Annotated in this window: 19 protein-coding genes, 6 tRNA genes and 1 riboswitch; of the genes, 12 read left to right on the top strand and 13 right to left on the bottom strand. The window is 70.3% G+C overall.

Annotation, left to right across the window (positions count from 1 at the left end; genetic code table 11):
* The first annotated feature begins 14 nt into the window (after nt 1-14).
* Together trmB and ACFVXA_RS16860 are read left to right on the top strand one after the other, a co-directional pair.
* Nucleotides 15-911, top strand: a complete 897-nt coding sequence (gene trmB / locus ACFVXA_RS16865; protein ID WP_390025388.1) for a tRNA (guanosine(46)-N7)-methyltransferase TrmB — start codon at nt 15-17, stop codon at nt 909-911.
* Nucleotides 912-1,006: 95 nt separating this feature from the next.
* Nucleotides 1,007-2,338 carry a PrsW family intramembrane metalloprotease gene (locus tag ACFVXA_RS16860; RefSeq protein ID WP_362029822.1) on the top strand — a complete coding sequence of 444 codons (1,332 nt, stop codon included), beginning with the start codon at nt 1,007-1,009 and terminating at the stop codon, nt 2,336-2,338.
* A 52-nt stretch (nt 2,339-2,390) separates the two neighbouring features.
* Here ACFVXA_RS16860 and ACFVXA_RS16855 read toward each other — a convergent pair whose 3' ends face one another.
* The 5 genes from ACFVXA_RS16855 to ACFVXA_RS16835 form a co-directional block, all read right to left on the bottom strand.
* Nucleotides 2,391-3,335 (bottom strand): aldo/keto reductase, encoded by a 945-nt coding sequence (locus ACFVXA_RS16855; RefSeq protein ID WP_383745856.1) that lies wholly within the window; start codon nt 3,333-3,335, stop codon nt 2,391-2,393.
* A 206-nt stretch (nt 3,336-3,541) separates the two neighbouring features.
* Nucleotides 3,542-4,579 carry a M23 family metallopeptidase gene (locus ACFVXA_RS16850; RefSeq protein WP_390025386.1) on the bottom strand — a complete coding sequence of 346 codons (1,038 nt, stop codon included), beginning with the start codon at nt 4,577-4,579 and terminating at the stop codon, nt 3,542-3,544.
* Between the two features lie 11 nt (nt 4,580-4,590).
* Nucleotides 4,591-4,747, bottom strand: a riboswitch (cyclic di-AMP (ydaO/yuaA leader).
* 233 nt (nt 4,748-4,980) lie between these two features.
* The gene (locus ACFVXA_RS16845; protein ID WP_362029815.1) at nt 4,981-6,189 is read right to left on the bottom strand and encodes a PP2C family protein-serine/threonine phosphatase; all 1,209 of its coding nucleotides are present in this window, start codon (nt 6,187-6,189) and stop codon (nt 4,981-4,983) included.
* A 153-nt stretch (nt 6,190-6,342) separates the two neighbouring features.
* Nucleotides 6,343-6,416, bottom strand: a tRNA-Met gene (locus ACFVXA_RS16840).
* A 93-nt stretch (nt 6,417-6,509) separates the two neighbouring features.
* Complete coding sequence (locus ACFVXA_RS16835; protein WP_390025384.1) at nt 6,510-7,655, bottom strand: dihydrofolate reductase family protein; 1,146 nt, start codon at nt 7,653-7,655, stop codon at nt 6,510-6,512.
* Nucleotides 7,656-7,747: 92 nt separating this feature from the next.
* On the opposite strand from ACFVXA_RS16835, the gene ACFVXA_RS16830 reads away from it, so the two are divergent.
* The 3 genes from ACFVXA_RS16830 (at nt 7,748) to ACFVXA_RS16820 (ending at nt 9,652) form a co-directional block, all read left to right on the top strand.
* Nucleotides 7,748-8,278 carry a MarR family winged helix-turn-helix transcriptional regulator gene (locus tag ACFVXA_RS16830; RefSeq protein WP_383745850.1) on the top strand — a complete coding sequence of 177 codons (531 nt, stop codon included), beginning with the start codon at nt 7,748-7,750 and terminating at the stop codon, nt 8,276-8,278.
* Nucleotides 8,279-8,379: 101 nt separating this feature from the next.
* Nucleotides 8,380-9,006 (top strand): GTP cyclohydrolase II, encoded by a 627-nt coding sequence (gene ribA / locus ACFVXA_RS16825; protein ID WP_362029808.1) that lies wholly within the window; start codon nt 8,380-8,382, stop codon nt 9,004-9,006.
* A gap of 88 nt (nt 9,007-9,094) precedes the next feature.
* Nucleotides 9,095-9,652: a DUF6817 domain-containing protein gene (locus ACFVXA_RS16820; protein WP_383902719.1), complete on the top strand. Its 558-nt coding sequence runs from the start codon at nt 9,095-9,097 to the stop codon at nt 9,650-9,652.
* Between the two features lie 88 nt (nt 9,653-9,740).
* Here the strand turns inward: ACFVXA_RS16820 and ACFVXA_RS16815 are convergent, their stop codons facing one another.
* The 8 genes from ACFVXA_RS16815 to ACFVXA_RS16780 all read right to left on the bottom strand — a co-directional run bounded on the left by ACFVXA_RS16815 (nt 9,741) and on the right by ACFVXA_RS16780 (nt 16,159).
* Nucleotides 9,741-9,971: a hypothetical protein gene (locus ACFVXA_RS16815; protein WP_362029802.1), complete on the bottom strand. Its 231-nt coding sequence runs from the start codon at nt 9,969-9,971 to the stop codon at nt 9,741-9,743.
* A gap of 251 nt (nt 9,972-10,222) precedes the next feature.
* A tRNA-Lys gene (locus ACFVXA_RS16810) sits at nt 10,223-10,295 on the bottom strand.
* Between the two features lie 131 nt (nt 10,296-10,426).
* The gene (locus ACFVXA_RS16805; protein ID WP_390025382.1) at nt 10,427-11,992 is read right to left on the bottom strand and encodes an amino acid permease; all 1,566 of its coding nucleotides are present in this window, start codon (nt 11,990-11,992) and stop codon (nt 10,427-10,429) included.
* Nucleotides 11,993-12,050: 58 nt separating this feature from the next.
* Complete coding sequence (locus ACFVXA_RS16800) at nt 12,051-12,260, bottom strand: hypothetical protein (RefSeq protein WP_390025380.1); 210 nt, start codon at nt 12,258-12,260, stop codon at nt 12,051-12,053.
* A gap of 242 nt (nt 12,261-12,502) precedes the next feature.
* Nucleotides 12,503-14,545, bottom strand: a complete 2,043-nt coding sequence (locus ACFVXA_RS16795) for a DEAD/DEAH box helicase (RefSeq protein ID WP_390025378.1) — start codon at nt 14,543-14,545, stop codon at nt 12,503-12,505.
* Between the two features lie 336 nt (nt 14,546-14,881).
* On the bottom strand, nt 14,882-15,400 hold the full coding sequence (locus ACFVXA_RS16790; RefSeq protein ID WP_383745842.1) for a hypothetical protein: 519 nt from the start codon (nt 15,398-15,400) through the stop codon (nt 14,882-14,884).
* A gap of 145 nt (nt 15,401-15,545) precedes the next feature.
* Nucleotides 15,546-15,896 (bottom strand): metallopeptidase family protein, encoded by a 351-nt coding sequence (locus tag ACFVXA_RS16785; RefSeq protein ID WP_326667007.1) that lies wholly within the window; start codon nt 15,894-15,896, stop codon nt 15,546-15,548.
* Between the two features lie 122 nt (nt 15,897-16,018).
* Nucleotides 16,019-16,159 (bottom strand): hypothetical protein, encoded by a 141-nt coding sequence (locus ACFVXA_RS16780; protein WP_362029788.1) that lies wholly within the window; start codon nt 16,157-16,159, stop codon nt 16,019-16,021.
* A 17-nt stretch (nt 16,160-16,176) separates the two neighbouring features.
* Between ACFVXA_RS16780 and ACFVXA_RS16775 the strand changes: the two genes are divergently transcribed.
* The 7 genes from ACFVXA_RS16775 (at nt 16,177) to ACFVXA_RS16745 (ending at nt 23,058) form a co-directional block, all read left to right on the top strand.
* A complete protein-coding gene (locus tag ACFVXA_RS16775; protein WP_390025376.1) occupies nt 16,177-17,781 on the top strand; it encodes a metallophosphoesterase in 1,605 nt (534 codons plus the stop codon).
* Nucleotides 17,782-17,861: 80 nt separating this feature from the next.
* A tRNA-Glu gene (locus ACFVXA_RS16770) sits at nt 17,862-17,934 on the top strand.
* Nucleotides 17,935-17,983: 49 nt separating this feature from the next.
* Nucleotides 17,984-18,058, top strand: a tRNA-Asp gene (locus ACFVXA_RS16765).
* Between the two features lie 24 nt (nt 18,059-18,082).
* Nucleotides 18,083-18,159, top strand: a tRNA-Phe gene (locus tag ACFVXA_RS16760).
* Between the two features lie 142 nt (nt 18,160-18,301).
* The gene (locus tag ACFVXA_RS16755; RefSeq protein ID WP_390025374.1) at nt 18,302-18,784 is read left to right on the top strand and encodes a hypothetical protein; all 483 of its coding nucleotides are present in this window, start codon (nt 18,302-18,304) and stop codon (nt 18,782-18,784) included.
* 126 nt (nt 18,785-18,910) lie between these two features.
* Nucleotides 18,911-22,888 carry an ATP-dependent RNA helicase HrpA gene (gene hrpA, locus ACFVXA_RS16750; protein ID WP_362029780.1) on the top strand — a complete coding sequence of 1,326 codons (3,978 nt, stop codon included), beginning with the start codon at nt 18,911-18,913 and terminating at the stop codon, nt 22,886-22,888.
* A 95-nt stretch (nt 22,889-22,983) separates the two neighbouring features.
* A tRNA-Asp gene (locus ACFVXA_RS16745) sits at nt 22,984-23,058 on the top strand.
* Nucleotides 23,059-23,073 lie beyond the last annotated feature (15 nt).

Below are 23,073 nucleotides of genomic sequence, written 5' to 3'. Positions count from 1 at the left end.
AAATCGACCCCACTGTGTCTGAGTCCTTTGTCTCCCGCGAAGAAGCCCGGCCCGCCTCCGACGAGGACGGCTCGCTGCGTCACACCCGTGCCAAGGGTGAGCCCCGTTTCCCCGCCGGCCCGAAGGCCGACCCCGCGGGCTCGCACTTCGAGCGGCGGATCCGAAGTTTCCAGCCGCGCCGGAGCCGGGTGACGGCAGGGCAGGCGGACGCGCTCCAGCGGCTGTGGCCCAAGTGGGGACTGGACATCGACGGGCAGCGGACGATCGACCTGGCCGAGTTGTTCGGCGGCGACCTGCCCGTCGTGCTGGAGATCGGCTTCGGAATGGGCGAGGCCACCGCGCAGATGGCGGCCGAGGACCCGGAGACCGGCATTCTGGCCGTCGACGTGCACACGCCGGGGCAGGGGAATCTGCTCAATCTCGCGGACCGGAACGGCCTGTCCAACATCCGGGTCGGCAACGGCGACGCGATCATCCTGCTCCGCGAGATGCTCCCGCCGGAGTCCCTGAGCGGCCTGCGCGTGTACTTCCCCGATCCCTGGCCCAAGAAGCGGCACCACAAGCGGCGGCTGATCCAGCCGGAGTTCCTCAGCCTCGTCGCGACCCGCCTCGAGCCGGGCGCCCTCGTGCACTGCGCGACCGACTGGGAGCCGTACGCCGAACAGATGCTCGAAGTGCTCAGTGCACACCCGGACTTCGAGAACACCCAGCCCGACGGCGGTTATGCGCCACGTCCCGGCTTCCGGCCGCTGACCCGTTTCGAGGGCCAGGGACTGGACAAGGGTCATGTGGTGAACGACCTCCTCTTCCGGCGCGTAGACCACCTCGTACGACACCCGGACCAGCAATCCGTCGAGCACTTCACCGAACACCCCGACAAAGAATCCGTCGCAGAATCCGTCGACGACTGAACCCCGCGCGGGACTCTCCGACGTCTCTCGGGAATCCCCCCGGCGAGGCCAGGCACCGTCGCGGGCTGTGCCCCTCCCTCGTTAGGGTCGATGCCGTGGCCACCTGTCCCCCGTACCCGATGCACCCCAGCGGCCCCGCCGGCGGTGCGTTGCGGCGTCACGTGCACTGGTGGCAGCGTCGGTGGGTGCGGTACGGCGCGCTGATCACCCTGCTCGCGCTCTCCGGGCTCGTGATCCTGGCCCTCGTCCGCGAACAGACCGGCACCGAGGGCTTTCTGGTGGGCCTCGGCCTCGCCGTGTTCCCCGTCCCGCTCCTCATAGCCGCGTTCCGCTGGCTGGACCGGGTGGAGCCCGGCCCTTGGCGCAACCTGCTCTTCGCCTTCGCCTGGGGCGCCTGCGCCGCCGCGCTCATCGCGATCGTCGCCAACAGCTTCGCGACCAGATGGATAGCGACCGCGACCGCCGACCCGTCCAGCGCCGACACCCTCGGGGCGACCGTCATAGCGCCCATCGTCGAGGAGTCCGCGAAGGCGGCGGCCGTGCTGCTGGTCTTCCTCTTCCGCAGACGGGACTTCACCGGGATCGTCGACGGGGTCGTCATAGCCGGGGTCACCGCCACCGGCTTCGCCTTCACCGAGAACATCCTCTACCTCGGCACCGCCTTCGGCACCGACCAGCTCAGCGGCGAGCGCGGACTCGCCTCCGTCACCGCCGCGACCTTCTTCGTGCGCGTGGTGATGTCGCCCTTCGCGCACCCACTGTTCACCGTCCTGAGCGGCATCGGCTTCGGCATCGCGGCGCTGTCCGCCGAGCGCCAGCATCTGCGCCGCGTCCTGCTCCCTCTCTGCGGTCTGCTGCTCGCCATGGCCATGCACTCCGCATGGAACGGCTCGTCGAGCTTCGGGGAGTACGGGTTCTTCGCGGTGTACGCCGCGTTCATGGTGCCCGCGTTCGGGCTGCTGACCTGGCTGGCCATCTGGACCCGGCAGCGTGAACTGCGCACCGTGCGCTCCGAACTGCCCCCGTACGCCGTCGCCGGGTGGCTGGCCGCGCCCGAGCCGTACGTGCTCGGCTCGATGCGGGCGCGGCGGCTGGCGCGCGACTGGGCCGGCCATCACTTCGGGAAGGCGGCGGCGCGGTCGGTCGCCGAGTACGAGGCGTACGCCACCTCGCTGGCGTTTCTGCGTCATCGGGGGCGGCGGGGGCGGGCGGGCGCCGACTTCGTCGTACGGGAGCGGGAGTTGCTCGACGAGTTGTGGCGGCGGCGGGAGGTTGCGCGGCCGGCGCTGGCGTATGCGGCGCGGGCGACGGCTCCGGTTCCCGTGGTTCCGGTGCCGCCGCCGTGGCCCGCGTACGGGTACGCATACAGCCAGCCCTATGGGCCTGCGGCCGTCCCGTATCCCGCGTACAACCCGTACCGGACGTAGCGTTTCGCCCCCCGCCGCCCCCGCCGCCCTGCCCGTCCCGATCTGGGGCCTGTTACGCCGACGCCTTCGTCAGGCTCGTCAGCTCCGCGTCCGTCAGGACCAGGTCCGCCACGCCGAGCAGCGCCGGGAGCTGCTCCACATTCCTCGCGGAAGCGATGGGCGCCGCGACCGTCGGCTGGGCGGCCAGCCAGGCGAGGGCCACCGTGGCGACCGGAGCGTCGTGGGCCTGGGCGACCTCGTCGAGGGCGGCGAGGACCTTCTGACCGCGCTCCGTCTCGAGGTGCTTCGCCGCCCCCTCGGCCCGCGCCGAGTCCACCGTCGTCCCCGGCCGGTACTTTCCGGTGAGGAAACCGGACGCGAGGGCGAAGTACGGCATGGCCGCGAGGCCGGAGCGGGAAGCGAGGTCCCGCAGAGGACCTTCGTAGGTGTCGCGCGAGACCAGGTTGTAGTGCGGCTGGAGGGCGACATAGCGCGCGAGGCCCTCACGGTCGGAGAACTCCAGGGACTCCTGGAGCCGCTCGGCCGAGATGTTGGAGGCGCCGATCTCCCGCACCTTGCCCGCCTTCACCAGCTCGTCGAGCGCCCCGATGATCTCCTCGACGGGCACCTCGGGCTTGTCGAAGTGCGTGTAGTAGAGGTCGATGTAGTCGGTGTCCAGGCGTCGCAGGGACGCCTCGGCCGCGGCCTTGATGTTGGCGCCGGACAGCCCCGGATAGTCGGGGTGCTGGCTGACCTTGGTGGCGATCACGACATCGGAACGGTTGCCGCGCGCCTTGACCCACTTGCCGATGACGGTCTCGGACTCGCCACCCTTGTTGCCCTCGATCCACGCCGAGTACGAGTCGGCGGTGTCGACGAAGTTGCCGCCGGCGGCCGCGTACGCGTCGAGTACGGCGAAGGACTGGGCCTCGTCGGCGGTCCAGCCGAAGACGTTGCCACCGAGGGAGAGCGGGAAGACCTCGAGGTCGGAAGAGCCGAGCTTGCGCAGAGAAGTCATGCTCGAATTCAACATCCGTACCGGATGGATGTATTCCACACGCGCCTGACCGGCAGCCTTGATGTCACACGCCTGACCGGCAGCCCTGACGTCGGGGGGGTGCCGTCAGGACCGCCGGGAATCAGCGGAACACACGCGTCCGAACGCACGCGTCGGGACGTACAGCCAGGAGGTACGACCAAGGCGCACGCGTCACGACGTACCCGTCAGGGGTTCAGACCCTTGCTGCGCAGCCACGCCATCGGGTCGATCGCGTCGCCACCGCCGGGGTGGACCTCCAGGTGCAGGTGCGGCCCGGTCACGTTGCCGGTCGCGCCCACGCGCCCGATGACGTCTCCCGTGGCGACCTTCTGCCCCACGCTGACGCTGATCGACGACTGGTGGCAGAACCACAGCTCCGTACCGTCGTCGAGGGTGAGGATCGTGCGGTAGCCGTACGCGCCTGCCCAGCCCGCCTCCGTGACGGTGGCGCTGTGGATCGCCTTGATCAGCGTGCCGGTGGGCGCGGCGAAGTCGAGGCCGGTGTGGTAGCCGGAGGACCACATGGAGCCGGCCTCGCCGAAGCGGGAGGTGAGCGTGTACGAGGAGGTGGGCAGCGAGTAGCTCTTGGCGAGCTCGGCGAGGCGCTTGGCCTCGGCGGCCTTCTTGGCCGCCTCGTCCGCCTTCGTCTTGGCGGCGGCGGCCTTGGCCTCGGCGTCGTCCTGCTGCTGGGCGGCGAGCGCGACGGCCTTCTTCGCGGCGGCGGCCTCGGCGGCCTGCTGGGCCGCGCTGTCGACCTGGTCCTGCTGCGACGCGGCCTGCTGCATGATGCGGGCCCGCAGCGCCTCGCCCGCGTCGGCGCTCCCCTGCGCGGCGTCGGCGCTGGTCAGACCGGCGCTGGTGAGCGGGGTGGCGGAGCCCTTGGGCGTACTGGACCCGCCGTCCGATATGAGGGACTTGGCGGACTCGGTGACCGATGACAGGTCGGGAAGCGAGATCGACACCGGCGGCTTGCCGGGCGCGGCGGTGGCCATGCCACCCGCGCCGACGGCGGCTATGACACCGACGCCGAGAACCGTGGAGCTGCGGGCGAGTCCCCCACCGCGCTGCTTGCTGACACGGTGCCGGCCGCGAACGGGACGGACGGAATCCTCAGAGGGGTTCCATTCCTCCCAGGAGCCCTCGTCGTTGCCGTACGCGTAGCCGAAGGGCTGGGTGTCGTTCGGCGCGAACGAGGTTTGCTGGGCAGGCCGGTTGGACGCCACGTGGGCGCACTCCTTTCCTTCCTTCTCGCCTACCGGGTTAGCTGACGGGTTCGGAGCAGGAAGGTCTCCTACGCGCGTCAACCACGGCTTTTCCGCCGTGAAAGACGCTCGATTCACCCCAAGTTGGTGGTTCCCCGGCTCCCTTGCGGGATTCGGCGCGTGCGCACGGAGCCGCCTCTTGTGACGGCTGGGACGACCGCGCTGCGTTATCGAACGTTAATAGACCCGGGTACCGGATTCCAAGCTGTTCGGACTGATCGTTAACGCTTTTGGCCAGGACTTTGGGGACACCATCGGTTCAAACCGGGCGAGTTGACCACACTTCATAAACATCGATTCAGCTGATGGTGTGTCAGTTGTTATGCGGAGTGGCACCGTCCGATCACCACAGGTGACAAGGATCAAGGGCGCCGTACGGCCAGCAGCGCCATGTCGTCCGTCGTGCCGCCGCCCGTGTGCCGGCGGACCTCCTGGGCGAGGGCGGCCAGCAGGGCGTCGGGCCCGGGGAACAGGCGCCCGGCGAGGCGCGCGGCGGGATCGTAGAACTCCCCGCGCTCGTCGCGCGCCTCGGACAGGCCGTCGGTGTGCAGGAGCAGCGTGGCCCCCTTCGGGAACCCGGCCTCCACCGCGCGGTCGGGCCAGCTGCCCAACTCGCCCATCCCGAGCGGCAGGGCGGGATCCTCGGCGGCGAGCGGGACCAGCGTGCCGTCCGCGTGCAGCAGCAGCGGCGGGGGATGGCCGCGGTTGACGATCCGTACGGCCTCGTCCCCGTGCGGGATCTCCGCGAGTACGGCCGTGGTGAACCCCTCGAAGGCGTCGAGGCCCTCGCGCCGGGTGCCCTCGCGCGCCAGCGCCCGCTCCAGACGCTGTGCGACCGCCTCCAGCGTCGCTTCCTGCTCGGCCGCCTCCCGGAACGCCCCGATGACGACGGCGACGGCGGCGACCGCCCCCATGCCCTTGCCGCGTACGTCGCCCACGACCAGCCGTACCCCGTGCGGGGAGTCCTGCACCGCGTACAGGTCGCCGCCGATGAACGCGTCCGCCTGCGCCGCCTCGTACCGCGCCGCGACGTCGAAGCCGGCGATCCGCTCGTCGGGCTCGGGCAGCACCGCGCGCTGCGCGGACTCGGCGATCTCCCGGACCGAGGCGAGCCGTTGGTCGCTGCGGCGGACGAGGAGGTTGATGAGGACGGCCAGGACGGCGGCCGTGGCCACCGTGACCACTTCGGTGACCGAGCCGACGTTCAGGACGATGCCGAGCCTGAGGTGGATCGTGAGCACCGCGGCGAGGGCCGCGACACCGGTGAGCACCGTGCCGCGCGGTGAGTAGAGGGGGGCGGCCACCAGCGGGGCGGCGGTGAAGAGGGGGGACGCGGTGAAGTCCGACGGCGTGAAGTAGTCGTAACAGCCCCCGATGACGATGAGCAGCGCGGGGAGCGCCCGGACGAAGGCCCGCGCCTTGGAGATCCGGCGTCGGTCCGGGTCCGCCGGGCGGGGCCGCGGAGCGTCACCAAGACCGGGGTCGGGCACGGGGTCGCCGGGCAGCCGGCCACCGAACCGGTCGTATTCGTAGGGCCCCTCGGCCCGCTGCTCGCCTGCTTGCTGCCCCACCCATCCAGGTTTCCCGCAGCGGGGACGGTGGGCGACCGGTGTGGACCGACCGGGGGATACGGGGATGTGGGGGGACCCGCACGGAGCCGTAGCGGCCGGCGAAACACCAAGGGCCGGAACTCGTGAATCCGAGTTCCGGCCCTTGGCCTTCAGTAGCGGGGACAGGATTTGAACCTGCGACCTCTGGGTTATGAGCCCAGCGAGCTACCGAGCTGCTCCACCCCGCGTCGTTGAAACCAGTGTACGCCATCCGCGGGGCCCCCAGCACACACCTTTGAACGCACCCCCGTGCCGGCCTCGGCGGCAGGTGTCGGCGGGATTCACAGAAGGTGCCGGTTGGGCGCCTTGGCCCGCTCCTCGTGTTCGGGGAGTACGACGACGTCGGCGCCCTCCGTGGCGAGCAGCCCGTTGCCGTCGGCCCCCGCGACGAACGTGTCGGGCTCGCGCCAGGCGGTGACCACCCGCCGCACCCCGGCGTCGAGGATCAGCCGGGCACACGGCGCGGGCCGCGAGGCGCGCCGGGCGCAGGGTTCGAGGCTGCTGTACACCGTGGCGGAGGTGAGGCGCGGGTCGGCGGGGTCGATCTTGGCGAGCGCCGCTTCCTCGGCGTGCACCACGGGGTCGTCGCCCTCACGCGAGTGGCCCCGGGCCAGCTCGGTCCCGTCGGCGGCCACCACCACCGCGCCCACGCTGAAGGCGGTCTCCGAGGGCGGACACAAGGCCGCCAGTTCACACGCGAGCGCCAGCCAGTGCCGGTCCGCGGCGGAGGCGAGGCCGCCGGCGCCGGGGGCCGTGGGGACGTACCGGACGAGGACGACGTCTCCGACGGCCCGGGTCTCCACCATCCGCAGCCGCCCGGGCGGATAGTCGCCGGGTCCGAACAGCCGCGGCGCGGCCGGTTCCCCGACGAACAGCGGAGCGACGGCGAGCTGCAACTCGTCCGCGAGCCCCTCCCGCATCAGCTGGGTGTGTACCCGCCCGCCGCCTTCGACCATGAGGCGCCGCACACCTCGTACGTCATGAAGGTGTTCCAGCAGCACACGCCAGTCGAGTTCCGGCCCGGTCGACACGATGTCGATGCCGAGTCCCTCGTCGAGTCCCCGCAGGGCCTCGGTGGCCGTAGCGGCCCCCTTGTCCGTCGTGTAGACGACCTTCTCGCCGCCCGTGTGCCAGAACTGTGCCGCGGGGTCGAGGTCGCCCGCCCCGGTGACGGTGACCTTCAGCGGGTACGCGGGGCGGCCGGCGGCGATCCGTGCCGCGCGGCGTTCGGCCGAGTTGACCAGGAGCCGCGGGTTGTCCGAGCGGAGCGTGCCGGCGCCGACCAGGATCGCGTCGCAGGACGCCCGTACCTCGTCGACCCGGTCGAAGTCGGCCGGACCCGAGAGCAGCAGCCGTTCGGGGCCGGTGTCGTCCAGAAAGCCGTCGAGGGAGACGGCGGCGGACAACAGGACGTAGGGGTGAGGCATGGGGGCGCACTCTCCGGCTCGTGGTGGGCCGGCCTTCGGTGGTCCGACCCGGCGCAATGGTTCAAGTTTTAAACAATACCTAGACTGGCCGTATGACGACCCGCTGGCTCTCCCCCGCCGAACAGCGCGCCTGGCGCTCGTACGTCTCCGCCTCCTCCCTCCTGGAGGACGCGATCGACCGCCAGCTCCAGGCGGAGGCGGGCATGCCACACCTTTACTACTCCATCCTGGCCATGCTGTCCGAAGCACCGGAGCGGCGACTTCGGATGACCGAGCTCGCCGAGGTCCTGAAGATCACCCGCAGCCGGCTGACGTACGCGGTGACGCGGCTGGAGAACGACGGCACGGTACGGCGCGAGGGCTGCCCCACCGACAGGCGCGGCCATGTCGCGGTCCTCACGGACGAGGGCATGGCGATCCTGGAGCGGACGGCGCCGGGGCATGTGGAGACGGTGCGGTCGGCGGTCTTCGACCACCTCACCCCCGAGCAGGTGGGGCAGTTGGAGGAGATCTGCGGGAGTATCGCCCGGGCGATCCAGGGCGAGAATCCTGGGGCCGGCGGGGAAGATCTGCCGTGGCGGCGGCGTTCTTCCCCATCGTGCGGGGACGCGAGGACCACATGAAATCCGTTGCTTGAACTTTAAAGCACATGTACTGTCTCCCTCCAGGGACATGCTTCAAATCTGAAGCAGGTCGACCCGCTGGACCGGACCGGAGAGACAACATGCGCGACTACCCCACCGCGACCGTGCGCACCCGCGTCACCGTTCCGCTGCGCTTCGGCGACGGCTACTCCGTCGACGCGGACCTGGTCACCTTCCACGGCCTCGCCGACGACAAGGAACACCTGGCCGTCGTCCTCGGCGAGCCCACGGCGAACCCGCTGGTGCGGCTGCACTCCGAGTGCCTGACCGGCGACGTCTTCGGCTCGGCCCGCTGCGACTGCGGCCCGCAGCTGCGCGAGGCGGTGGAGCAGATCGCCGTCCGCGGCGGCGTCCTCCTGTACCTCCGCCAGGAGGGCCGCGGTATCGGCCTCTACAACAAGCTCGACGCGTACGCCCTCCAGGACCAGGGCCTCGACACGTACGCCGCCAACGCCGCGCTGGGTCTGCCCGAGGACGGCCGCGACTACACGGCCGCCGCCCAGATGCTCCAGGCCCTCGGCATCGACTCCCTCGACCTGCTCTCCAACAACCCGGACAAGGCCGACCAGCTCCGCGACCTCGGCATCACGGTCTCCCACCGCGTCCCGACGGGCGTCTTCACCACGGCCCACAACGTCCGCTACCTCCGCGCGAAGGTCCTCCAGACCCAGCACACGCTGCCGCTGCCGGAGCTCACGGCGGGCTGACACCCCCGGTCCCCGCATTGACGGAGCCCTCGTCCCGGCCGAGGATTTCCTGGGTGGGCCCGGCGGCCCCGGTCAGGAGGAGCGGCCCGTGGACGACGACGTACCGGCGCAGGGCGCCTCGGAAGCCATCACTCTGCTGCGCAAGCTCGGCGCCGAGAACATCGACCATCCGGGCGGCACCCTGCTCGCGCATCTGATCCGCGTGCGGGACCGGCTGGCCCGCTGGGAGGCGCGGCCCGCGCTCCAACTCGCCGGCCTGTGCCACGCGTTCTACGGCACCGACGGCTTCGCGACCGCCCTGCTGCCGACCGACCGCCGTGCCGAGCTGAGGTCGGTCATCGGCACCGAGGCCGAGGCCCAGGTCCACTTCTACGCGAGCTGCGACCGGGCGGCCTCCTACCCGGGCTTCGCGTCCCCTTCCCCGGCCTTCCGCGACCGCTTCACCGGCCGCACCTGGTCGCCCGCCCTCCAGCAGCGCCGCGACTTCGCCGAACTCACCGCCGCCAACGAACTCGACCTCGTGGACGAGAACCCGCGGTGGCGAGCCGACTGGGGAGCCGACCTCCTGGCCCTGTTCACCGGCTTCCGCCCGCTGCTCAGCGACCAGGCCTGGCACGACTGCGCGAAGACCCTGCGCCCTGCCTGAAACGACCACAGCGTCGCCCGATTCCGCCTGGCCCTCTCCCACCCGAAGGCGCGGAGAGGGCCTCGTCACGAGCGACGCGTCCGGAGGATCAGCCCGCCACGGCACCCAGCGTGCTCGTCAGCAGGTTGTGGACCAGGGTCAGCAGCGAGCCGAGGACGTGCCCGGGACCGTCCGCCGGTGCCACGGCTCCCACGGTGGTGGCGGTGACCTGCGGCGCGGCTGCCGCCGCCGGCGCCGCCACCCCGGCCATACCCGTGACCAGGACTGCGGAGCTCACCAGCGCTGCCAGTCGTGCTCTACCTCGTGTGCTCTTGCGCATGACAACTCCTCGCTCATCGGCCGAAACGGCTTGGTGTGGTCAGCTTGGCCATCCGCCGAAACGGCTTGGTGTCGTCAGCTTGGCGAAGGTCGTCGCTCAGCGCGCTGGATCCGAGGGCCAAATGGCCGTATGCCCGTGCGGCAGCGGTGCCGTTCAGCGGGCGAAGCCGGCACGGGCCCGCTGACGGTCCCCAAGCCCTCAGAACACGCCGAAGCCCCAGGTCAGTTGCACCCTGACCTGGGGCTCTCCGGTAGACCCTGTGGGACTCGAACCCACAACCAATGGATTAAAAGTCCACTGCTCTGCCAATTGAGCTAAGGGTCCACGCACCGGCTCGTACCGAACGCGCCGAACGAAGCTCGCCGATCTCGCGCCGGTGCAACCCCGAGCATAGCCGGACGCGGCCGGGACTCCGATCGGGTATCGGAGCCCGGCCGCGCCAAAAGCGTGCAAGGTCATGGATCGACCGGTTCGGGGGCGCCCCTGCGGGCCTCCTCTCGGGCGATGGTGCGTGCGTGGGCGGGGTTGAGGAACCAGTGGCGGGCCGAGGCCAGCCACCAGGCCGCCGCGAAGCCGAGGACGACCAGGACGGCGATCGGGGCGTAGTTGAAGGTCTCCCAGGTGACCGGCGAGACCTGGGGCAGCATGAACAGGACGGTGATGACGGCGACCCAGCTGACCGAGACGATGCCGATCGGCCGGGACCAGCGGCCCAGGTGCCAGGGTCCGCGCTCGAAGGCGTCGGCCTTGCGCAGCCGCAGCAGCACCGGGACGACGTACGCGAGGTAGAGCCCGATGACACAGATCGACGTCACGGCCGCGTACGCCGTCACATTGATCAGATACGGCAGTCCCAGCGCCAGCGCGCCCACCACGGCGAGCCACACCGCCGCGACCGGTGTCCGCGTCCGCGGGCTGACCGTGTGCCACACATGCGAGAACGGCAGCGCGCCGTCGCGCGAAAAGGCGTAGATCATACGGCTGTTGGCGGTGACCGCCGCCATCCCGCAGAAGAGCTGCGCCCCGATGATGACCAGCAGCAGCAGCTTCCCGGAGGTCGCGCCCAGGGCGTCGAGCAGGATCTGCGCGGGCGGCGCGCCGGTCGCCGAGCCCAGCTCCTTGTCGTACGACTGGATCGCGAAGGTGAAGCCCAGGAGCAGCACGAAACCCGCGATCCACGAGGTCCAGATGGAGCGGACGATGCCCTTCGGGCCGGCCGTCGCCGCGTCGTGCGTCTCCTCCGTCATGTGCGCGGATGCGTCGTACCCGGTGAAGGTGTACTGGGCGACCAGGAGGCCGACGGCCACGACGTAGATCCCGCTGCCCCAGCCGGTGTTGTTCACGAAGTGCCCGAACACGAAGGAAGCCGACCGGTGGTGGTCGGGTACGAAGGCGAGCGCGCCCACGATGACCAGGACGCCCAGCACGTGCCACCACACGCTGACGCTGTTGAGGAGGGCGACGATGCGGACGCCGAAGGTGTTCAGCAGGCCGTGCAGGAGCAGGATCCCGGCGAAGAGCAGGATCGTGCGGCCCGGGGTGACCTCGAAGTCGAACTGCAGGTTCAGGTAGGCGCCCAGGAACGACGCCGCGCCGAAGTCGACTCCCGCGGTCACCGCGATCTGGCCGAGCACGTTGAACCAGCCGGTGAACCACGCCCAGGCCGCTGCCGTCCGCTCCGGGGCCAGCCGGTGCGCCCAGAAGTACAGACCGGCGGACGTCGGGTACGCCGAGCAGATCTCGGCCATCGACAGCCCGACGAACAGCGTCATCAGTCCGACCGCGACCCATCCCCAGGTGATCACGGCGGGACCGCCGGTGTTCATGCCGAACAGGTACAGGGTCATACAGCCGGAGAGCACCGAGATGATCGTGAAGGAGACGGCGTAGTTGGAGAACGCCGACATGCGGCGCGCCAGGACCTGCGTGTAGCCGAGCTCCGCGAGCCGCTCCTCGTCCGACCCGACCGGCTCGCCGCCCTTGGCGGGGTCCCGCGCGCTGAAAGGTGAAGGTGTTGTCATGCCCCCAGCGATTCCCTCGCCGGGAGCACGACATGCGCCAACCGGTCGGCACGATTGGCTAAAAGAGGCCCTTGTAGCCCTGCCAGCCGCTCGCGATCTTCACCCGCGAATCGAACGACCCGTTCCCCTTGCTGTCGTTGCGGTACAGGCCGCCACTCGTGTCCCGCCCCACCAGGTCGCTCTTCCCGTCACCGGTGATGTCCCCGACGCCGACGACCGCGTTGCACGAGGCCCCCCAGCCGGAGAAGACCTTCACCCGGTCCTTCAACAGGCCGGTCCCCGTGCCGTCGTAGCGGTACAGCGTCGTTGTCCAGATCGCCGAACGGCACCGCGACCACCTTGGTCGACCAGCCGCTCCCGGACACCTTCCCGGCGAACGCGCCCTTCCCGTTGCCCTGTTGGAAGGTGAGCGCGCCCGAGGAGTTGAGGGTGAGCAGGTCGCGTGCACAGAAAAGTGGCCCCCACCCGAACCCGGGTGGGGGCCACTTCACTTCACAGCGTCACAGCGCGTCAGCCGTTGCGCTTCCAGCGCGGCTTGTCGTCACGGCGGAAGGAACCGGTACCGGTGCCGGTGCCGGTGCCGGTACCCGTGCCGCGGTGGTCGTCACGACGGCCGTACGGGCGGTCGTGGCTGCCGGAGCGGAAACCGCTGGAGGGGCGGTTGTCCTGACGGTCGCGGTTGAAGGGACGGTCGCTGCCACGGTGGCCGCCACGGTCGTCGCGGCGCTCGAAGGTACGGCCGCTGCCGCCACGGTTGTCGTCACGGCGGTCACGGCTGAAGCCGGGGCGGTCGTCACGACGCTCGAAGGAACGGCCACCGCGGTCGTCACGGCGGTCGTCGCGACGGAAGCCGCCACGGTCGTTGTCGCGACGGTCGCGGCTGAAGCCGGCCCGGTCGCCACGGTCGTCACGGTTGAAGCCACCGCGGTTGTCGTCACGACGCTCGAAGGAACGACCACCACGGTCGTCACGGCGCTCGTAGTTGCCCCGCTCGTCACGGCGCTGACGCGACTGCTCGTACGCGGGACGCTCGGCCGGCTGCTCGGACGCGGCGGGCGCCTCGGCGGGCACCTCGGCCACGGCCTGCTCGACGACGGCCTCCGCGGCGGCGGCGACCGCCGCCTCCGGGTCCTCGCCGCGCTCACGCGCGGCACGGGCGATCAGCCGGTCGGCCTCGCCGCGCAGCTCGGCCGCACGACGCTGCGCGCGCTCCAGCTCCTTGGTGAGCTGGGTGACCTCACGCTCGGCCTGCTGGGCGGCGTCGCCCGCGGACTGGGCCTGGACCTCGGTCATCGAGCGGGCACCGGTGATCTCGGCGACCTCGGGCTCGAAGGCCGTACCGGAGTTGATGATGTGACGCGCGGCGTCGACGCCCGCGTCCTCCATCAGCCGGAAGATCTGCCGGCGCTGGTGCGGCAGGGAGAGGGACACGACGGTGCCGCTGCGGCCCGCGCGGGCCGTACGGCCGGAGCGGTGCAGGTAGTCCTTGTGGTCACCGGCCGGGTCCACGTTCAGGACCAGGTCGATGCCGTCGACGTGGATACCGCGGGCGGCGACGTCGGTCGCGACGAGCGCGTTGACGTAACCGTCCTTGAAGTCCGCCAGCGTCCGGGTACGGGCGCCCTGCGTCATTCCGCCGTGCAGCGCGTCGGCCTTCACACCGGCGTCGCGCAGCTGCTCGGCGATACGGTCGGCGCCCAGCTGGGTGCGGACGAAGATGATCGTGCGGCCCTTGCGGGAGGCGATCGCGGCGGTGACCGGCGCCTTGTCCTTGGGCTTCACGATGAGGATGTGGTGCGACATGGTCGTGACGTTGCCCTGGGCGCTGTCGACCTCGTGCGTGACCGGGTCGGTCAGGTAGCGCTTGACCAGCGTGGAGATCTCGTTCTCCATCGTGGCCGAGAACAGCATGCGCTGGCCGCCGGCCGGGATCTGGTCGAACAGCTCGGTGACCTCGGGCAGGAAGCCCAGGTCGGACATCTGGTCGGCCTCGTCGAGGACGGCGACCTGGACGTTCTCCAGCGAGCAGGCGCCACGGTTGATGACGTCGCGCAGCCGGCCCGGGGTGGCGACGAGGACGTCGACGCCGCGCTCCAGGGCGTAGATCTGGTTGCCCATCGACGTACCGCCGCAGACGACCTTCATCTTCAGGCCGAGGACGTCGCCGTAGGGCTGCAGCGCGTCGGCGACCTGCATGGCCAGCTCACGGGTCGGCGTGAGGATGACGGCGCGCGGCTTCTTCTTCTCGGTGTGGCCGCCGGCGAGCTGCGCCAGCGTCGGCAGACCGAAGGAGAGGGTCTTGCCGGAGCCGGTGCGGCCGCGGCCGAGGATGTCCTTGCCGGCCAGGGCGTCCGGGATGGTCGCGGCCTGGATCGGGAAGGGGGTGGTCACGCCGTTCTGCGCGAGCTTGCGGACGACGCCGTCCGGCAGGCCGAGCGAGGCGAAGGTGATCTCGGGGGTGGACTCCACGGCCTCGACGGCCAGGACGCCCTCGGTGTCGTCGTTCTCGTTGTTCTCGGGCACGACGACGTGATCAGTACTGGAAACAGACATGCGAAATGCGAACCTTCCGGAGTTCTACGGCACGCGCCCAAACTCCGTGAAGTCGCAATCGACCGCCTCTATGCGGTCCGGCCACGGCAAGGGAGAGTACGCGCCACACGCGGCGCTCTCTGTTGGCGCCGGGCAAATGGGATCAAACGATCTACCACCATACGCACCCACTACCCCTGAAGGCAAACCGAGCCTCATAGGCGCAGGTCAGGGGCGAATTCCCGCCCCGACCGGCGTTGCGGACGAGGCCGCCCGGGTCGCAGCGGGGTGTGTCCGGGGGCGGGGGCCCCGGACACGGGACGGTCAGCGGCGGAGGGGGCGAAGCCCCGGAAAACCCTAGACCGGCGACCCCGCCTCGGGCGCCGGCTCCCGCTGCACCAGCTGGGTGGCCTGCTCATGCGCCGAGGACGAGGGTTCCGCCGTGGTCGGATCGGACGACGGCGGATCCGAGGGCGGCGGCGGAGGAGGCGGCGGCGTCGGGTCGGCGGTCGACGCGGTGGGACTCGGCACCCCCTTCGTCGGCCCGGGCGGCCCCGGTTGCCCCTTCCCGCCCTTCCCGGGCGCCTGCGCGGACGGCTTGGCCTTCCCGCCCTCCGACGCGGACGGAGAAGCCGTCCCGGACGCGGATTCGCCGGGCTTCGCGGAGGCGTCCCCCTTCGCCTCCCGCCCCGCGTGGAACCCGGCACCGCCCCCGTTCACCGCGGAGCCGCCGTCGGGCGCCTCACCAGCCCGCTGCCCCGCCGAGTGCGAGGGGCCGGGCCGGCTCCCGTCGTCGCCCACACTCATGCAACCGGCCGCTGCGGCGACGGCCATGACCGTGGCGGCCAGGCGGACGGGTACGTACAAGGCGCGCACGGGCAGCCACCTCCGAATGGGGCGTCCCCTGCTCGAACGGAGCCGAGAGCCTGGGGAAGGAACGAGGAGTCTCCCCCTGCCCAACTCCCGCCGCCCACAAGAAGACACGCGCCCCTGCGCGTCGGCCGAGCGAAACAGGCGAAGGTCAGCCATACCCCAGCGCGTGCAACCGCGCGTCGTCGATCCCGAAGTGATGGGCGATCTCATGCACCACGGTCACCTCCGTCTCGGCGACGACATCCTCGCGCGACTCGCACATCCGCAACGTCGGCCCCCGGTAGATCGTGATCCGGTCGGGCAGCACCCCCGCGTACCACTCCCCACGGTCCGTCAGCGGAGTCCCCTCGTACAGCCCGAGCAGCTCGGGGTCCTCGGCGGGCGGTTCGTCCTCGACGAACACCGCCACGTTGTCCATCAGCCGTGTCAGCTCCGGCGGAATCCGGTCCAACGCCTCGGCGACCAGTTCCTCGAACTCCTCGCGCGTCATCTCCAGCACATGGCCATTGTCCGGTACGACGCCCTCGTAGGAGAGTCGACGGCAATGCCGTACGAGGGTCACGCCGACCGCGCACGAGGTCGTACGAGGGTCACGCCGACCGCGCACGAGGTCGTACGAGGTCATGCCACCCGCGTACGCGAGCGAACGAAGGCGACCACGTACGAGGCCAGGGCGACCCGTACGACGGGCGGCCGACCGCGTACGAGCGCCAGGGCGTCCATGCCGCTGCCGGGCCGCGCGCCGCATACCCGCCCACGCACTTGGGCATACGGGACCAATGGCCCGCGTCCCCGCTGCCGTCACCGCCGCCGCAACCGTCGTGTCCGCCGCCGCGCGCCGCATCCGCGACCGCGCCCGCACCACGTCGCGCACCCTGCCCCGCCCCCAGCGCGACCGCCGGGCGGCCCCCGCGGTCGGGCTCGCCGCGCAGCCGCACCCGTTCACCCGCGCCCTGGGCCTGCTCTGCGTGGTGCTGCTCGGGGCCTGGCTGGGGCTGCTGATCGTGGGGAACGTCCGGGTCCCGGTCGGCCCCATGAACACCACCATGACCCTGCGCCCCTCCCTCACCGGCGGCACGAAGATCAACGTCTCGCCGCTCGGCGCGCTGGAGCTGCACAGCCACCAGGCTCCGCTGCGGCTCGACGTGGACGTGGACCAGCTCGACCCGGTCCGCGCCGAGGCCCTGGTCGACCATCCGGAACGGCTGTCCGGCCTCCAGGACGAGGTCACCCGGGACGTCGAACACGGCACCCTCGACCTGGCCGTACGTTCCTGCATCGCGGTCGTCTCCGGCGCCACCGCCCTCGGGCTCGCGGTCTACCGCCGCCCGCGCCGCGCGCTCGCCGCCGGCGGCCTGGCCCTCACCCTCCTCGCCGCCTCCGGAGCGACGGCCTTCGCCACCTGGAACCCGAAGTCGGTCCTGGAGCCGAAGTTCTCCGGACTCCTGTCCTCCGCACCCTCACTCGTCGGCAACGCCCGCAACATCGTCAGCGAATTCGACGTCTACCAGGAGGAGTTGGCGCGCCTGGTGCGGAACGTGACGAAGCTGTACGACGTCACGTCCACGCTGCCCGCGTACCAGCCCGACCCGAGCACGATCAGGGTCCTGCACGTCTCCGACATCCATCTGAACCCGGCGAGCTGGAAGATCATCGCGTCGCTCGTGGACCAGTACGCCATCGATGTGATCGTCGACTCAGGCGACACGATGGACCACGGCACCGCGGCCGAGAACGGCTTCCTGGACCCGATCGCGGACCTGGGGGCTCCATACGTCTGGGTCCGGGGCAACCACGACTCGGGCGCGACCCAGCGCTACCTGGAGCACATGAAGAACGTGCACGTCCTGGACGACGGACGGGCGGAGACGGTCGCGGGGCTGCGCTTCGCGGGGATCGGCGACCCGCAGTTCACCCCCGACCGGTCGGTCTCGCCCGGCGGTGACGCGGCGGAGGTACTGGCCGGCGACCGGCTTGCCTCGGCGCTCCGGGACCAGCGGGCCGCGGGCACGCCGGTCGACATCGCCATCGCCCACGAGCCGACGGCGGCCCGCGAGACGGACGGCGACGTGCCGATGGTGCTGGCCGGACACCTCCACCACGAGGGCATGGAGGTCATGAAGTACGGCACCCGGCTGCGCATCGAGGGCTCGACGGGTGGCAGCGGGCTCCGTGCGGTCGAGGGCAAGTACCCGGACCCGATCGAGGCCTCCGTGCTCTACCTCGACCGGGACACCCGGCGTCTCCAGGCCTGGGACGAGATCAAGCTGGGCGGTCTGGGTCTGACGACGGCCGAGGTCAGCCGCCACCTCCCGAAGGAGAACCAGCCGGGCGCGCCCACCTCCCCCACTCCTTCGGGGGCCACCCCACGGGCGACCCCGTAAACCGTTTTGGCGATACCTCCCGCCATCCCATATGCTTCTCACGTCCCCGACGCGCTGAGAAGCGCCCAGGCGGGCCGATAGCCCTCATCGTCTAGCGGCCTAGGACGCCGCCCTTTCAAGGCGGTAGCACGGGTTCGAATCCCGTTGGGGGCACGCAAGACGGTGTGCGACACTGGTTCCGCCTGTTCGCACACAACAGCTTGGTCCTGTGGAGCAGTTTGGAGTGCTCGCCACCCTGTCAAGGTGGAGGCCGCGGGTTCAAATCCCGTCAGGACCGCTGAGGTTTCTTCTGAAGCCTCGTGGCTGGGTAGCTCAGTTGGTACGAGCGATCGCCTGAAAAGCGATAGGTCGCCGGTTCGACCCCGGCCCCAGCCACCACCCAAGGGCCCCGTCCGTCAGGACGGGGCCCTTGAACGTTCACCCACCCCACCCCGGACCACCCACCCCTGATTTGGCATGTCCCCGGCACGGCGCTACTTTCTGGCTGGCCGAAGTGGCCGTACGGGGTGTGGGGGAAGCGATGGCGTTGCGGGACCGGCAGTCGAAGCCGATGCGGGAGCTCGATCTGGAGCGGTATCGGGCGCGCTACGGGCTGACGGCCGTGATGCTGAGCAACCTGGCGATCACCGGGGTCGCGATCTTCGGCGTATGGCGCCTGGACGGCGACAAGGCGGTGACCGTCGGCGTGCTGACCTCGGCCTTCACCGCGGTCAGCGGCATGACCACGGCCTACCTGGGCATCAAGGCCGTCTCCAACACCGCCAAGGCCATGGCCCATCGCGACACTCCGGCCCCGACGTCGACGACGGCACCGGCACCGGCACCGGCACCGGCACCGGGAGCCTCGACGGCGACGCCGGCCTCGGAGCCGGATCCGACGCCGTCCTCAGCACCGCCCCAGGCCCCGGTCCCAGCACAAGCACCGGCACCCACTCCGGCTCCGGCTCCGGCTCCGGCTCCGACTCCGACTCCGACTCCGACTCCGACTCCGACCCAGGATTAGCCCCCGGCCCCGCGCCCCGCGGAGGTCGTATCGGTGGCCCCACCGGGTGATGGCCGGCGTCCCGCCGAGCCCCGGCCGCAAAAGCGTTAGCCAGTCATTTCCCCGAGGTGAGATCCTGGACCGCGTATGTCTACGCATCCTGCCCCCGCCCTCGGCGATCTCGCCCCCCGTCTGACCGAGCTGTCCCTGCGCGACGCGCACCGGCTCGGGCGCAGGCTCGAGGGCGCGCGCAAGATCCGCAAGCCCGAGGCCCGCTCCGCCGTGCTCGCCGAGATCGACGCGGAGGTCGCCAAGGGCGAGGTCCGCATGGCCGAGCGCCGCTCGCGCGTGCCGGCCGTCACGTACCCCGCGCAGCTCCCGGTCAGTCAGAAGAAGGACCAGATCGCGGAGGCCATACGTGATCACCAGGTCGTGATCGTCGCCGGTGAGACCGGCTCCGGCAAGACCACCCAGATCCCCAAGATCTGTCTCGAGCTCGGGCGTGGCGTCCGCGGCATGATCGGGCACACCCAGCCGAGAAGGATCGCCGCCCGTACCGTCGCCGAGCGCGTCGCCGAGGAGCTGGACACCCCGCTCGGCGAGGCCGTCGGCTGGAAGGTCCGCTTCACCGACCAGGTGAACCCGGACGGCACCTTCGTCAAACTCATGACGGACGGCATCCTGCTCGCCGAGATCCAGACGGACCGCGAGCTGCGCGCGTACGACACGATCATCATCGACGAGGCCCACGAGCGGTCCCTCAACATCGACTTCCTGCTGGGATATCTGGCTCAGCTCCTCCCCAAGCGCCCGGATCTGAAAGTCGTCATCACCTCCGCGACCATCGACCCCGAGCGCTTCTCCCGGCACTTCGGCGACGCCCCGATCGTCGAGGTCAGCGGACGGACGTACCCCGTGGAGGTCCGTTACCGCCCCCTCCTGGAGGAGGACGGCGACGACGCCGACCGCGACCAGATCACCGCGATCTGCGACGCCGTCGAGGAACTCCAGGCCGAGGGCAAGGGCGACATCCTCGTCTTCCTGTCGGGCGAGCGGGAGATCCGTGACACCGCCGACGCGCTGACCAAGAAGAACTACCGGTTCACGGAAGTACTTCCGCTCTACGCCCGCCTCTCGCACGCCGAGCAGCACCGCGTGTTCCAGCAGCACACAGGGCGCAGGATCGTTCTGGCGACCAACGTCGCCGAGACCTCGCTCACCGTCCCGGGCATCAAGTACGTCATCGACCCGGGCACCGCCCGCATCTCCCGCTACAGCCACCGCACCAAGGTGCAGCGCCTGCCCATCGAACCGGTCTCGCAGGCCAGCGCCAACCAGCGCAAGGGCCGCTGCGGCCGTACCAGCGACGGCATCTGCATCCGGCTGTACTCCGAGGAAGACTTCCTCGCCCGCCCGGAGTTCACGGACGCGGAGATCCTCCGTACGAACCTGGCGAGCGTCATCCTCCAGATGACCGCGGCGGGTCTCGGCGACATCGAGAAGTTCCCCTTCATCGACCCGCCGGACCACCGCAACATCCGTGACGGTGTCCAACTCCTTCAAGAACTGGGCGCGTTGGACCCGACGGAGAAGGACCCGCGCAAGCGGCTCACGCAGACGGGACGCAAGCTCGCCCAGCTGCCCGTCGACCCCCGCCTGGCCCGGATGGTCCTGGAGGCCGACAAGAACGGCTGCGTGCGCGAGGTCATGGTGATCGCCGCCGCGCTCTCCATCCAGGACCCGCGTGAGCGGCCGGCCGAGAAGCAGGCACAGGCCGATCAGCAGCACGCCCGCTTCAAGGACGAGACGAGCGACTTCCTCGCCTTCCTGAACCTGTGGCGGTACCTCCGCGAACAGCAGAAGGAGCGGGGCTCGTCCGCATTCCGCCGGATGTGCAAGCAGGAGTACCTGAACTTCCTGCGCATCCGCGAATGGCAGGACATCTACAGCCAGCTGCGGACCGTCGCCAAGCAGATGGGCATCCACCTCAACGAGGAGGACGCGGCCGACCAGTCCGTCCACGTCTCGCTCCTCGCCGGCCTGCTCTCGCACATCGGTATGAAGGACGTGAAGGAGGCCGGCGGGGAGGGCGGGAGAAGCACGGCCAAGAACGAGTACCTGGGCGCACGGAACGCGAAATTCGCGATCTTCCCGGGCTCCGCCCTCTTCAAGAAGCCCCCGCGGTTCGTGATGTCCGCCGAGCTGGTGGAGACCTCCCGCCTCTGGGCGCGGGTCAACGCCAGGATCGAGCCCGAGTGGGTCGAGCCGCTGGCCGGACATCTGCTGAAGCGCACGTACAGCGAACCGCATTGGGAGAAGGACCAGGCCGCGGTGATGGCGTACGAGAAGGTCACGCTGTACGGCGTACCGATCGTCGCCCAGCGGAAGGTCAACTACGGGCGGATCGACCCTGAGGTGAGCCGCGAGCTTTTCATTCGCAACGCGCTCGTCGAGGGCGACTGGCGTACGCACCACAAGTTCTTCGCCGACAACCGCAAGCTCCTCACCGAGGTCGAGGAGCTGGAGCACCGCGCCCGGCGCCGGGACATCCTGGTCGACGACGAGACGCTCTTCGACTTCTACGACCAGCGGGTGCCCGAGCACGTGGTGTCCGGCGCGCACTTCGACTCCTGGTGGAAGAACAAGCTCCGCGAAGGAGAAGGGGCTGCCGAACTCCTCGACTTCGAGCGCTCGATGCTCATCAACGAGAAGGCCGGCGAGGTCACCAAGGACGACTACCCGGACTCCTGGCGCCAGGGTCGCCTGAAGTTCCGTGTGACGTACCAGTTCGAGCCGGGCGCGGACGCCGACGGCGTCACCGTCCACATCCCGCTCCAGGTCCTCAACCAGGTCACGGACGAGGGCTTCGACTGGCAGATCCCGGGCCTGCGGGAGGACGTCGTCACGGAGCTGATCCGCTCCCTGCCGAAGCCGATCCGCCGCCATTACGTCCCCGCCCCCAACTTCGCGCAGAAGTTCCTGGAGCGGGCCGTGCCCCTTCAGGAGCCGCTCACGCTGACCATGGCGCGCGAGCTGAAGCGCATGGTCGGGGTGCCGCTGACGGCCGACGACTTCGACTGGTCCCGGGTCCCCGACCACCTGAAGATCACCTTCCGGATCGTCGACGAGCGACGCCGCAAGCTCGCCGAGGACAAAGACCTGGAGGCCTTGCAGCTCCAGCTGAAGCCGAAGGCACGCAAGGCGATCTCGCAGGCCGCGGCGGCGACGGCGGAGCGCCAGGGCGGTGAGTCCCTGGAGCGTACGGGCCTCACGGACTGGACGATCGGATCGCTGACGCGCGTCTTCGAGACGCGCCGGGCGGGCCAGCCGGTGAAGGCGTACCCGGCGCTGGTCGACGACGGCGACACCGTCTCCGTACGCCTCTTCGACACGGAGGCCGAGCAGGCGCAGGCCATGTGGAAGGGCACCCGGCGGCTGATCCTGCGCAACATCCCGGTGAACCCGGGCAAGTTCGCCTCGGACAAGCTCACCAACGCCCAGAAGCTCGCCCTGTCCGCCAACCCGCACGGTTCCATCCAGGCTCTCTTCGACGACTGCGCGATGGCCGCCGCGGACAAGCTGATCGGCGACTTCGGGGGCCCGGCGTGGGACGAGGAGTCGTACCGGAAGCTGTACGACAAGGTGCGCGCCGAGATCGTCGACACGACGGTCCGGACGGTCGGGCAGGTGCAGCAGGTGCTCGCCGCCTGGCAGGCCTGTGAGCGCCGGCTCAAGGGAGTGAAGAGCCCGACGCTCCTTGCCAACCTCACGGACGTACGGAAGCAGCTGGACGCCCTCGTGAAGCCGGGCTTCGTCACGGCGACCGGCCTGCGCCGCGTCCCGGACCTGATGCGCTATCTGGTCGCCGCCGACCGCCGCCTCCAGCAGATGCCGACCAACGTCCAGCGGGACACCACCCGCATGGAGAAGGTCCACGAGATGCAGGACGAGTACGCGTGGCTGCTGGAGCAGCTCCCCCAGGGCCGTCCTGTCCCCTCCTCCGTCCTGGACATCCGGTGGATGATCGAGGAGCTCCGGGTCAGCTATTTCGCCCACGCGCTCGGCACGGCGTACCCCGTCTCGGACAAGCGCATCGTGAAGGCGATCGACGCCGCTGTCCCGTGAGCGGGCCCGCACAGTGGGTGAGTTCGACCCCGGGGCCACCCTCCTGTACAGTCTCTTCTCGCAGCACAGCGCAAGAATGAGTCGCTGCAAAACCTGGTCCTGTGGAGCAGTTTGGAGTGCTCGCCACCCTGTCAAGGTGGAGGCCGCGGGTTCAAATCCCGTCAGGACCGCAGTGAACAAAGGCC

This window comes from Streptomyces sp. NPDC058246 (genome assembly GCF_042881985.1).
GTDB lineage: Bacteria > Actinomycetota > Actinomycetes > Streptomycetales > Streptomycetaceae > Streptomyces.
Note: the sequence above shows the minus strand (reverse complement) of the source record. Positions and strands in the feature narration are given on the sequence as shown.

What these genes read in the sequence shown, in the direction of transcription:
- ACFVXA_RS16855 (WP_383745856.1), bottom strand. Translation starts at nt 3,335, where the DNA reads ATGACTTCTCTGCGCAAGCTCGGCTCTTCCGACCTCGAGGTCTTCCCG.
- ACFVXA_RS16835 (WP_390025384.1), bottom strand. Translation starts at nt 7,655, where the DNA reads ATGCCTCACCCCTACGTCCTGTTGTCCGCCGCCGTCTCCCTCGACGGC.
- ACFVXA_RS16830 (WP_383745850.1), top strand. Translation starts at nt 7,748, where the DNA reads ATGACGACCCGCTGGCTCTCCCCCGCCGAACAGCGCGCCTGGCGCTCG.
- ribA (WP_362029808.1), top strand. Translation starts at nt 8,380, where the DNA reads ATGCGCGACTACCCCACCGCGACCGTGCGCACCCGCGTCACCGTTCCG.
- ACFVXA_RS16815 (WP_362029802.1), bottom strand. Translation starts at nt 9,971, where the DNA reads ATGCGCAAGAGCACACGAGGTAGAGCACGACTGGCAGCGCTGGTGAGC.
- ACFVXA_RS16805 (WP_390025382.1), bottom strand. Translation starts at nt 11,992, where the DNA reads ATGACAACACCTTCACCTTTCAGCGCGCGGGACCCCGCCAAGGGCGGC.
- ACFVXA_RS16795 (WP_390025378.1), bottom strand. Translation starts at nt 14,545, where the DNA reads ATGTCTGTTTCCAGTACTGATCACGTCGTCGTGCCCGAGAACAACGAG.
- ACFVXA_RS16775 (WP_390025376.1), top strand. Translation starts at nt 16,177, where the DNA reads ATGGCCCGCGTCCCCGCTGCCGTCACCGCCGCCGCAACCGTCGTGTCC.
- ACFVXA_RS16755 (WP_390025374.1), top strand. Translation starts at nt 18,302, where the DNA reads ATGGCGTTGCGGGACCGGCAGTCGAAGCCGATGCGGGAGCTCGATCTG.
- hrpA (WP_362029780.1), top strand. Translation starts at nt 18,911, where the DNA reads ATGTCTACGCATCCTGCCCCCGCCCTCGGCGATCTCGCCCCCCGTCTG.